Genomic DNA, 10,011 nt, shown 5'->3' with positions numbered 1-10,011 from the left:
GGCATTGGCCACCCCCGGCGGGAGCCGACCCGTACCGCCGAGCCCGGCACAGGGGCATTGGCCACCCCCGGCGGGAGCCGACCCGTACCGCCGAGTCCGGCGCAGGAGTGGTCACCCCCGGCGGGAGCCGACCCGTACCGCCGAGTCCGGGGCAGCGGCAGTGGTCACCCCCGGCGGGAGCCGATCCGCCGAAGCCCCGCCCACACCGCCGAGCCCGCCGCAGGCGCTCCGCAACACCCGGAGGCCGGGAATTGGCACTCCGCTTGACCGAGTGCTAATCACCGGAATAGTCTCGCACCTGGCACTCGCCCCGGGTGAGTGCCAACACAGCGACAGGCAGGTCCGGCACCCGCGACGACGGATCGACCTGGTCGCCACCTCAGACAGTTAACCCCGGATCTCCGAAGGGGGAGGTCGGACAGTGACGACCGCCAGCTCCAAGGTTGCCATCAAGCCGCTTGAGGACCGCATCGTGGTCCAGCCGCTCGACGCCGAGCAGACCACGGCCTCCGGCCTGGTCATCCCGGACACCGCGAAGGAGAAGCCCCAGGAGGGCGTCGTCCTCGCGGTTGGTCCGGGTCGCTTCGAGGACGGCCAGCGTCTCCCGCTGGACGTCACCGTCGGCGACATCGTGCTGTACAGCAAGTACGGCGGCACCGAAGTGAAGTACAGCGGCGAGGAGTACCTCGTCCTCTCGGCTCGCGACGTGCTCGCGATCGTCGAGAAGTAATTTCGCTTCACAGCACTGCTTTGAGCTGCGCCCCTGGTCACCCCGCTGATTGCCGGGCGGCGAGGGGCGCAGCCCGTTAAACCGAGTTTTCGAGAGGGCTGAACCGCTCCCATGGCGAAGATCCTGAAGTTCGACGAGGACGCCCGTCGCGCCCTCGAGCGCGGCGTCAACAAGCTTGCCGACACGGTCAAGGTGACGATCGGCCCCAAGGGCCGCAACGTCGTCATCGACAAGAAGTTCGGCGCCCCCACCATCACCAACGACGGTGTCACCATCGCCCGCGAGGTCGAGCTGGACGACCCGTACGAGAACCTGGGCGCGCAGCTCGTGAAGGAGGTGGCGACCAAGACCAACGACATCGCGGGTGACGGCACCACCACCGCCACCGTGCTGGCCCAGGCGCTGGTCCGCGAGGGTCTGCGCAACGTCGCCGCCGGTGCTTCCCCGGCCGCCCTGAAGAAGGGCATCGACGCCGCGGTCAAGGCCGTGTCCGAGGACCTCCTCGCGACCGCCCGCCCGATCGAGGACAAGTCCGACATCGCCGCCGTGGCCGCGCTCTCCGCGCAGGACACCCAGGTCGGCGAGCTCATCGCCGAGGCGATGGACAAGGTCGGCAAGGACGGTGTCATCACCGTCGAGGAGTCCAACACCTTCGGCCTGGAGCTGGAGTTCACCGAGGGCATGGCCTTCGACAAGGGCTACCTCTCCCCGTACATGGTCTCCGACCAGGAGCGTATGGAGGCCGTCCTCGACGACCCGTACATCCTGATCAACCAGGGCAAGATCTCCTCGATCCAGGACCTCCTGCCGCTGCTGGAGAAGGTCATCCAGGCCGGTGGCTCCAAGCCGCTGCTGATCATCGCCGAGGACGTCGAGGGCGAGGCGCTCTCCACCCTCGTCGTCAACAAGATCCGCGGCACCTTCAACGCGGTGGCCGTCAAGGCCCCGGGCTTCGGTGACCGTCGCAAGGCGATGCTGCAGGACATGGCCACCCTCACCGGTGCCACCGTCATCGCCGAGGAGGTCGGCCTCAAGCTCGACCAGGCCGGTCTGGACGTACTGGGCTCCGCCCGCCGCGTCACGATCTCCAAGGACGACACCACCATCGTCGACGGCGCGGGCAGCTCCGAGGAGGTCCTCGGCCGCGTGAACCAGATCAAGGCCGAGATCGAGGCCACGGACTCGGACTGGGACCGCGAGAAGCTGCAGGAGCGCCTGGCGAAGCTCGCCGGCGGCGTCTGCGTCATCAAGGTCGGCGCCGCCACCGAGGTGGAGCTCAAGGAGAAGAAGCACCGTCTTGAGGACGCCATCTCCGCGACCCGCGCCGCGGTCGAGGAGGGCATCGTCTCCGGCGGTGGCTCCGCGCTTGTCCACGCCGTCAAGGTCCTGGAGGGCAACCTCGGCCTGTCGGGCGACGAGGCCACCGGTGTCGCGGTCGTGCGCCGCGCCGCCGTCGAGCCGCTGCGCTGGATCGCCGAGAACGCGGGCCTGGAGGGCTACGTCATCACCTCGAAGGTCTCCGAGCTCGACAAGGGTCAGGGCTTCAACGCCGCCAGCGGCGAGTACGGCGACCTGGTCAAGGCCGGCGTCATCGACCCGGTGAAGGTCACCCGTTCCGCGCTGGAGAACGCCGCCTCCATCGCCTCCCTGCTGCTCACGACCGAGACCCTGGTCGTCGAGAAGCCGGCGGAGGACGAGGGCGAGGCCGGTCACGGCCACGGTCACGGCCACAGCCACTGATCGCGTTCCACGTCGAAGGCCCCGTTCCGCAGTCGCGGGGCGGGGCCTTCCCCGTGTTCGGGTCTCAGGTTCCGTAGGGCATTCCGGTTCCGCCCATCTGGCGTTGCAGGGCTGCGGGGTTGTAGTGCCACCAGCCCTCGATGATCTCTCCGTTCGCGCACCGGAAGGTCGTGGTCCCGGACATCTCGTACGTCTTGCCCGTCGGTGCGACCCCCATGAACTCTCCCTTGTGGGTGCCGCGCCAGTTCCACACCGTCGTGACCATGTCGCCCTCGGCCACCTGGGCCACCGGCTCGAAGGTCATGTCGAATCCCGCGCGCCACATCTCCATGTCGGAGCGCATGCCCTCGCGTCCGACGACGGTGGGTTCCTCCTTGCTGACGTCGTGGTCGATGTAGTTCACCGCGAAGCACTCGTCGAGGACGCCCATGTCGCCGCCCGCGACGGCTTCCTGGAGCACCCGGTTGCAGAGCTGCTTGTTGAGGTGCTCGTCGCGGACCACGTCGAGGTTCATGAAGGTGGGCATTCCCTCGCAGAGGGCCACCATCTCCTGGAACATCCGGTCCGTCTCAGGGAGTTGGGAGTTCTTCATCGCCTCCTCGTACGAGGCGAATTCCACCATGTCCACGTAGTGGTTCCGGGCCTCGCGGTCCTGGCCGATCATCGTGTGCGTGGCGGTGCGCCTGCCGCTGCTCTGTTCCGCCCAGCGGTCGATGAGCGCGTTCATCTCATCGAACCGCGTGGTCTCGTAATCGATCACCTGTACGAATGTCATCGCGTCGCCTCCCAGTGGAGATGGAACATGTCCATTTTAGGGAGATTTAGCCGGTTTGGCGGCTCGGGTGAGGGCTTACCCGCAGGTCACGAACACTACTGGGGCCCGTACTTGCGGCCCGTGCGCGAGGACACCCCGCCCAGCAGCCCGCGCGGCGTCAGCTTCACCACGCCCATCAGGGCCTTGTACCGCGGGTCCGGGATCGACACCGTCTTCCCGCGCGCCAGGTCGGACAGGGCCGCCGCCACCAGCTTGTCGGCGTCCAGCCACATCCAGCCGGGGATGTTGTCCGTGCCCATGCCGGCGCGCTGGTGGAACTCCGTCCGTACGAAGCCGGGGCACAGCGCCATCAGCCGGACCCCGGACCCCGCCATGTCCCGCGCCGCGCCCTGGGTGAACTGCACGACCCAGGCCTTGCTGGCCCCGTAGGTACCCCGGGGTACGAAGGCGGCCACCGAGGCCACGTTGATCACGCCGCCGCGGCCGCGCGAGCGCATCGATTCCGAGGCCGCCGAGGTGAGCCGCAGCACCGCCTCGACGTGCACCTTCAGCATGGTCAGCTCGTCGGCCATGGAGACCTCCAGGTAGCGACCCCTGTTGCCGAAGCCGGCGTTGTTGACCAGCAGGTCCACGGGGTGCGTACGGTCGCCGAGGCGCTTCTCGACCGCTGCGATGCCCGCCTCGGTGGCGAGGTCGGCGGCCAGCACCTCGGCCTCGATGCCATGCCGGTCGTGCAGCTCGGTGGCCTGCTCGCCCAGCCGCTTCGTGTCGCGTGCGACCAGCACCAGGTTGTGGCCCTGGGCGGCGAGCTTGCGTGCGAAGGCGGCGCCGATGCCCGCCGTGGATCCCGTAATCAGCGCAGTCGTCATAGGCGCAACCTAGCCGCCCCGGACGACAGCTCTAACGCGCCCCGGCCCCCGCCCCGTACTTCTCCACGTACCGGCGCACGGTCTCGTGTGCCTTCGGCTCCATCGCCGCGCCAGCGGCGAGGGTGCGCGGCAGGAGGGCGCGTTCGGTGGTGAAGGCGCGGAACCACAGCTGCACCGTCACGTCGTGGTCCGGCCGGTGGATGATCTCGATGGGGTCCCCGGGGCAGACCGAGCCCTCCTGGATCACCCGCAGGTACGCGCCCGGCCGGGCCTCCCGGGTGAACCGCTTCACCCAGCCCGCCTCGCCCAGTGCCCCCTGGAAGGTGCGGCACGGGATGCGGGCCGAGGCCACCTCCAGGACGAGGTCCGCGCCGACCCGCCAGCGGTCGCCGAGCCGTGCGGTGTTCAGGTCGATGCCGGAGGTGGTGAAGTTCTCGCCGAAGCACCCGCCGGGCAGCTCGCGGCCCAGCTCCCGCTCCCACACGTCGAGGTCCTCGCGGGCGTACGCGTACACGGCCTGGTGGTCGCCGCCGTGGTGGCGGCGGTCGCAGATGGCGTCGCCCTCCAGTCCACTGCCCAGGCCGGTGGCCTTGTCGCCCGGGGCGAAGACGCGGACCGGGCCGGGCACGGGACGCTTGCCGATGCCCGTCGCCCCGCTCTCCGAGTCGGTGTGCTCGGAAGGAGTGGCGGTACCGACGTTCACGGAGATCAGATGCATGGGGCCCATGAGCACAGGCTAACCGCGCGGCCCCCAAAGCGTCACGGGGGGTATTGGCGCAGCGATAAAAGAGGGCCTTATGCTCGAAGGGTGATCGAGGCACGTCATCTCCGGGTACTGCGCGCCGTCGCCGGGACCGGGTCCTTCTCCGCCGCCGCGCGCGAACTCGGCTGCACCCAGCCCGCCGTCTCCCAGCAGATGAAGGCGCTGGAGCAGTCGGCCGGCACCCCGCTGCTCATCCGTACCGGACGCGAGATGCGGCTGACACAGGCGGGCGAGGCCCTGGTCCGGCACGCCGCCGGGATCCTGGCCGGGCTGACGGCCGCCGAGGAGGAGGTCGCGGCCATCGCCGGGCTGCGCGCCGGCCGGGTGCGGCTCGTGTCCTTCCCCAGCGGCAGCTCCACCCTGGTGCCGACCGCGCTCGCGGCGATGCGCGCCGAGCACCCGGGCACCCGTATCTCCCTGGTCGAGGCCGAGCCACCGCGGTCGGTGGAGATGCTGCGCGAGGGCGACTGCGATCTGGCGCTGGCCTTCCGCTATGGCGGGGCGGCCGGGTCCGCGGCCGAGTGGGACGACCTCGTGGTGCGGCCGCTGCTGACCGACCGGCTCGTGGGACTGGTTCCCGAGGGGCACGCGCTGGCCGGGGCGGAGCGCGTGGGCATGGCGGAACTGGCGGACGACCCCTGGATCGCGGGCTGCCCGCGCTGCCGCAGGCATCTGGTGGAGGTGTGCGAGGACGCGGGCTTCACCCCGCGCATCGACTTCGCCACCGACGACTACCCGGCGGTGGTCGGCCTGGTGAGCGCGGGGCTGGGCGTCGCGGTGCTGCCGGAGCTCGCGGTGGAGTCCGTGCGGGCCAAGGGCGTCAGCACGCTCGTCGTGGAGCCGGCCGTCGAGCGGGAGGTCGTGGCGCTGACCCTGCCCGACCTGGCCCGGGTGCCGGCCGTGGCCGCGACGCTCGCCGAGCTGGAGCGGGCGGCCGCGCGCTGACCGTACGCGCGGGGTGCGCGTACGGCCGAACGCGTGAAACCGGGACCGGGCGGCGACGCGCCCGGGCGTGCGATGGGTGCGGAGGAAACGTTCCTTCCGTCGTTTCGTCGGCTCTCAGTGCGGCGCGGTCGGTCCGATCGCACTCGACGCGGGGATGAGCCGATGCCGGGCGCGGCCCATCAGTTCCTCGCGTTCGTCCTCGGTGAGGCCGCCCCACACCCCGTAGGGCTCACGGACGGCGAGTGCGTGCGCGGCGCATTCCGAACGAACCGGGCATCGCATGCAGACCTCTTTAGCCGAGGCCTCGCGCGCGCTCCTGGCCGCGCCCCGCTCGCCTTCCGGGTGGAAGAACAGGGAGCTGTCGACCCCGCGGCAGGCGGCTAGCAGCTGCCAGTCCCAGAGGTCGGCGTTCGGTCCGGGGAGGCGGGAGAAATCTGCCATGGGTAGTCCTCTTGGTGCCGGTACTGAGGCGGATACGGGTCCATGTCTCCAAGGGTCTCCACACCTACTGTCGGAGTAGATGTAAATATGACTCATTGGGAATCTAGCCTCAGACACGTGCCAAACGGAAGGAAAGCCGCCAAATAGGGCATAGCTCCAGATGGAGGACAGGTGGCGTGCGCCTCCACCGATGTGATCGCCTCCTCACGTAGAGTGCCGAAGGTGTCCGTCCGACCCGTAACTCTTTCGAGTGACCATCGTTGAGAGTGCGAAGGCGGTTGAACCAATGAGTTCTCGGACAGATGTCCGGGGGCATCGACCGCACAGGTGACGATACGTACCAGCCTGGAGGCTCAAGGTGACGCGCATCAGCAGCTGCGGAGGGCGGTCATGACATCCGTCCTCGTCTGCGACGACTCCCCGCTTGCCCGAGAGGCGCTCCGTCGCGCGGTTGCCACCGTGCCCGGCGTCGAGCGTGTGACGACGGCTGCCAACGGCGAGGAAGTCCTCCGCCGCTGGGGCGCCGACCGCTCCGACCTGATCCTGATGGATGTACGGATGCCCGGGCTCGGCGGTGTGGAGACGGTCCGCCGCCTCCTCTCGGCCGACCCCGGCGCCCGCATCATCATGCTGACGGTCGCCGAGGACCTGGACGGCGTGGCCCTCGCGGTCGCCGCCGGCGCCCGCGGCTACCTGCACAAGGACGCCTCGCGCGCCGAACTGCGGGCCACGGTCACCCAGGCCCTCGCCGACCCGACCTGGCGACTGGCCCCCCGCCGGCTCCGCTCCGCCGAGATGGGCGCCGCGCCCACCCTCACCGCGCGTGAGATCCAGGTGCTGGAGGGCATGAGCCACGGCCGGTCCAACGCGGAGATCGGGCGCGAGCTCTTCCTCTCGGAGGACACCGTCAAGACGCACGCGCGCCGACTGTTCAAGAAGCTCGGCGCCTCGGACCGCGCGCACGCCGTGGCGCTCGGCTTCCGCTGGGGTCTCGTCCGCTGATCCGGCCGCGGCCGGGCCCGGCCCGGTCCGCCGCAGACCGCGGATCGTCGAGAGCGGTCCCGTCCGCCACCCACCGGTGGACGGGGCGGCGCGCCGCTCTTGCCGTCGCCCGGTGCCTCCCGGCGCCTCTTCTCGTCGCGGTAGCCCCGTCCCGCCGTACCCGGTGCGCACCCGGGGGTTGGCGGGGCACAATCCGGGGGACGTCTCGCTTCGTGCGCGATGCCGCATCCTTGAGGGTGTGGAGTCTCTCGGGGACTATTCGGCCGAGCGGGAGGGGAGGGCGCAGATGAAGAGTTCCGGCGCACCCGCTCATAACGCTTCGACGTACAACAAGGGCCACGGTGCCGCGGATGCTCCGGCGCCAAGGCACCATGGACGGATGCGCGACGACGAGGCCCTGGGGTCCCCTGCGGCCACAGGCCCCACCGGCGCCGCCGCCGGCGGCAGTGCCGGGGGCGTCAGCGCGCTCGTACGCCGCGCGGTGGAGGGCGACGAGCAGGCCACGCACGACCTGCTCGCCTTCGTGCACCCCCTCGCGATCCGCTACTGCCGCACCCGGCTGTCGCGGCTCCCGGGTGACGCTCGCCACTTCGTGGAGGACCTGGCGCAGGAGGTCTGCGTCGCCGTCCTGATGGCGCTGCCGCGCTACCGGGACACCGGTCGCCCCTTCGAGGCCTTCGTCTTCGCCATCGCCGCGCACAAGGTCGCCGACCTGCAGCGGGCCGCCATGAGGCACCCGGGCAGCACGGCCGTGCCGTCGGACGAGATGCCGGAGCGGCCGGACGACTCCCTGGGCCCGGAGGAGCGCGCGCTGCTCAGCAGTGACGCCGCATGGGCCAAGAAGCTGCTGGCGAACCTGCCGGAGAACCAGCGTGAACTCCTCGTGCTGCGGGTGGCCGTCGGGCTGACCGCGGAGGAGACCGGCCAGATGCTCGGGATGTCCCCCGGAGCCGTGCGCGTGGCCCAGCACCGGGCCCTCAGCCGGCTGCGCGCGCTCGCCGAGCAGTAGGGCTACCCGTAGGAAACTACGAAACTTCTGGTTGACCTTGGTCGTGGAATGAGACGCGTCGCGATCCCGTTAGCATGGACGTCCGCGCTGAGCAAGACCATTGGGAAGGTGTCATGACCGCCGACGGAGTGCCCGACAAATTCGCCACGCTCGGACTGACCTACGACGACGTGCTGCTGCTGCCGGGCGCGTCGGACATGGCGCCGGACGACATCGACACCTCTTCCCTCATCTCGCGCAACGTGCGCGTGAACATCCCGCTGCTCTCCGCGGCCATGGACAAGGTCACCGAGGCCCGTATGGCCATCGCGATGGCCCGCCAGGGTGGCGTCGGCGTGCTGCACCGCAACCTCTCCATCACCGACCAGGCCAACCAGGTCGACCTCGTCAAGCGCTCCGAGTCCGGCATGGTCAGCGACCCGATCACGGTGCACCCGGACGCGACCCTGCGCGAGGCCGACGAGCTCTGTGCGAAGTTCCGCATCTCCGGCGTCCCGGTCACCGACCCCGCGGGCAAGCTCCTCGGCATCGTCACCAACCGCGACATGGCGTTCGAGTCGGACCGCAGCCGCCAGGTGCGCGAGGTCATGACCCCGATGCCGCTGGTCACGGGCAAGGTCGGCATCTCGGGTGTGGACGCCATGGAGCTGCTGCGCCGCCACAAGATCGAGAAGCTTCCGCTGGTCGACGACGCGGGCGTCCTCAAGGGCCTCATCACGGTCAAGGACTTCGTCAAGGCCGAGAAGTACCCGAACGCCGCCAAGGACAAGGACGGCCGCCTCCTGGTCGGCGCCGCCGTCGGCGTCGCCGGTGACGCGTACGACCGCGCCCAGGCCCTGATCGAGGCGGGCGCCGACTTCATCGTCGTCGACACCGCCCACGGCCACTCCCGCCTGGTCGGCGACATGGTCGCCAAGATCAAGTCGAACTCCTCCGTGGATGTCATCGGCGGCAACGTCGCGACCCGCGACGGCGCCCAGTCGCTGATCGACGCCGGCTGCGACGGCATCAAGGTCGGCGTCGGCCCCGGCTCCATCTGCACCACCCGCGTCGTCGCCGGCATCGGCGTCCCGCAGGTCACCGCGATCTACGAGGCCTCCCTCGCCGCCAAGGCGGCCGGCGTCCCGGTCATCGGCGACGGCGGCCTGCAGTACTCCGGCGACATCGCCAAGGCCCTGGTCGCGGGCGCCGACACGGTGATGCTCGGCTCGCTGCTCGCGGGCTGCGAGGAGTCCCCGGGCGAGCTGCTCTTCATCAACGGCAAGCAGTTCAAGTCCTACCGCGGCATGGGCTCGCTCGGCGCGATGCAGTCCCGCGGCGACCAGCGCTCCTTCTCCAAGGACCGCTACTTCCAGGAGGGCGTGGGCGGCGACGACAAGCTCATCCCCGAGGGCATCGAGGGCCAGGTGCCCTACCGCGGCCCGCTGGCCGCGGTCGTCCACCAGCTCGTCGGCGGCCTGCGCCAGTCGATGTTCTACGTGGGCGGGCGCACCGTGCCCGAGCTCCAGGAGAACGGCCGCTTCGTGCGCATCACCTCGGCCGGTCTCAAGGAGAGCCACCCGCACGACATCCAGATGACCGTCGAGGCCCCGAACTACAGCCGCAAGGGCTGAGCAGGCGCGACACGGAGGGGCGGACCCGGCCACCGGCCGGCACCCCGGCGACGTCCAGGACGAACCGGGCGACCCCGGGCGCCGCGGGATCCATGGCCGTCCGCAGATCGGCCACGTTGTCGGG

General features: G+C 70.3%; 10 protein-coding genes. 6 read left to right on the top strand and 4 right to left on the bottom strand.

Going from position 1 to position 10,011, the window contains the following annotated elements; all coding sequences use genetic code 11:
* Positions 1-421 precede the first annotated feature (421 nt).
* Both groES and groL read left to right on the top strand, forming a co-directional pair.
* Positions 422-730, top strand: a complete 309-nt coding sequence (gene groES, locus ACIPXC_RS34730; RefSeq protein WP_030011064.1) for a co-chaperone GroES — start codon at positions 422-424, stop codon at positions 728-730.
* Between the two features lie 111 nt (positions 731-841).
* Positions 842-2,470 carry a chaperonin GroEL gene (groL, locus tag ACIPXC_RS34725; protein ID WP_401626419.1) on the top strand — a complete coding sequence of 543 codons (1,629 nt, stop codon included), beginning with the start codon at positions 842-844 and terminating at the stop codon, positions 2,468-2,470.
* 64 nt (positions 2,471-2,534) lie between these two features.
* Here the strand turns inward: groL and ACIPXC_RS34720 are convergent, their stop codons facing one another.
* The 3 genes from ACIPXC_RS34720 to ACIPXC_RS34710 all read right to left on the bottom strand — a co-directional run bounded on the left by ACIPXC_RS34720 (position 2,535) and on the right by ACIPXC_RS34710 (position 4,832).
* On the bottom strand, positions 2,535-3,245 hold the full coding sequence (locus ACIPXC_RS34720) for an ester cyclase (protein ID WP_401626416.1): 711 nt from the start codon (positions 3,243-3,245) through the stop codon (positions 2,535-2,537).
* 95 nt (positions 3,246-3,340) lie between these two features.
* Positions 3,341-4,114 carry an SDR family NAD(P)-dependent oxidoreductase gene (locus ACIPXC_RS34715; RefSeq protein ID WP_401626413.1) on the bottom strand — a complete coding sequence of 258 codons (774 nt, stop codon included), beginning with the start codon at positions 4,112-4,114 and terminating at the stop codon, positions 3,341-3,343.
* A gap of 31 nt (positions 4,115-4,145) precedes the next feature.
* Positions 4,146-4,832, bottom strand: a complete 687-nt coding sequence (locus ACIPXC_RS34710) for an MOSC domain-containing protein (RefSeq protein ID WP_401626422.1) — start codon at positions 4,830-4,832, stop codon at positions 4,146-4,148.
* 90 nt (positions 4,833-4,922) lie between these two features.
* On the opposite strand from ACIPXC_RS34710, the gene ACIPXC_RS34705 reads away from it, so the two are divergent.
* Positions 4,923-5,822, top strand: a complete 900-nt coding sequence (locus ACIPXC_RS34705) for a LysR family transcriptional regulator (RefSeq protein ID WP_401626409.1) — start codon at positions 4,923-4,925, stop codon at positions 5,820-5,822.
* Between the two features lie 114 nt (positions 5,823-5,936).
* Here ACIPXC_RS34705 and ACIPXC_RS34700 read toward each other — a convergent pair whose 3' ends face one another.
* A complete protein-coding gene (locus ACIPXC_RS34700) occupies positions 5,937-6,263 on the bottom strand; it encodes a WhiB family transcriptional regulator (RefSeq protein WP_030960963.1) in 327 nt (108 codons plus the stop codon).
* Between the two features lie 390 nt (positions 6,264-6,653).
* On the opposite strand from ACIPXC_RS34700, the gene ACIPXC_RS34695 reads away from it, so the two are divergent.
* From ACIPXC_RS34695 to guaB, 3 genes are all read left to right on the top strand, one after another.
* Positions 6,654-7,265 carry a response regulator transcription factor gene (locus ACIPXC_RS34695; RefSeq protein WP_003948568.1) on the top strand — a complete coding sequence of 204 codons (612 nt, stop codon included), beginning with the start codon at positions 6,654-6,656 and terminating at the stop codon, positions 7,263-7,265.
* A 379-nt stretch (positions 7,266-7,644) separates the two neighbouring features.
* Positions 7,645-8,274 carry a sigma-70 family RNA polymerase sigma factor gene (locus ACIPXC_RS34690; RefSeq protein ID WP_386465491.1) on the top strand — a complete coding sequence of 210 codons (630 nt, stop codon included), beginning with the start codon at positions 7,645-7,647 and terminating at the stop codon, positions 8,272-8,274.
* Between the two features lie 113 nt (positions 8,275-8,387).
* On the top strand, positions 8,388-9,887 hold the full coding sequence (gene guaB / locus ACIPXC_RS34685; protein ID WP_401626405.1) for an IMP dehydrogenase: 1,500 nt from the start codon (positions 8,388-8,390) through the stop codon (positions 9,885-9,887).
* The last annotated feature ends 124 nt before the right edge of the window (positions 9,888-10,011 follow it).

The organism is Streptomyces sp. NPDC090021 (assembly GCF_044748225.1).
Taxonomy (GTDB): domain Bacteria; phylum Actinomycetota; class Actinomycetes; order Streptomycetales; family Streptomycetaceae; genus Streptomyces.
The sequence above is the reverse complement of the archived record's forward strand: the minus strand, read 5'-3'. Positions and strand labels throughout refer to the sequence as shown.

What these genes read in the sequence shown, in the direction of transcription:
- ACIPXC_RS34700 (WP_030960963.1), bottom strand. Translation starts at nt 6,263, where the DNA reads ATGGCAGATTTCTCCCGCCTCCCCGGACCGAACGCCGACCTCTGGGAC.
- ACIPXC_RS34695 (WP_003948568.1), top strand. Translation starts at nt 6,654, where the DNA reads ATGACATCCGTCCTCGTCTGCGACGACTCCCCGCTTGCCCGAGAGGCG.
- ACIPXC_RS34690 (WP_386465491.1), top strand. Translation starts at nt 7,645, where the DNA reads ATGCGCGACGACGAGGCCCTGGGGTCCCCTGCGGCCACAGGCCCCACC.
- guaB (WP_401626405.1), top strand. Translation starts at nt 8,388, where the DNA reads ATGACCGCCGACGGAGTGCCCGACAAATTCGCCACGCTCGGACTGACC.
- groL (WP_401626419.1), top strand. Translation starts at nt 842, where the DNA reads ATGGCGAAGATCCTGAAGTTCGACGAGGACGCCCGTCGCGCCCTCGAG.
- ACIPXC_RS34720 (WP_401626416.1), bottom strand. Translation starts at nt 3,245, where the DNA reads ATGACATTCGTACAGGTGATCGATTACGAGACCACGCGGTTCGATGAG.
- ACIPXC_RS34710 (WP_401626422.1), bottom strand. Translation starts at nt 4,832, where the DNA reads ATGCATCTGATCTCCGTGAACGTCGGTACCGCCACTCCTTCCGAGCAC.
- ACIPXC_RS34715 (WP_401626413.1), bottom strand. Translation starts at nt 4,114, where the DNA reads ATGACGACTGCGCTGATTACGGGATCCACGGCGGGCATCGGCGCCGCC.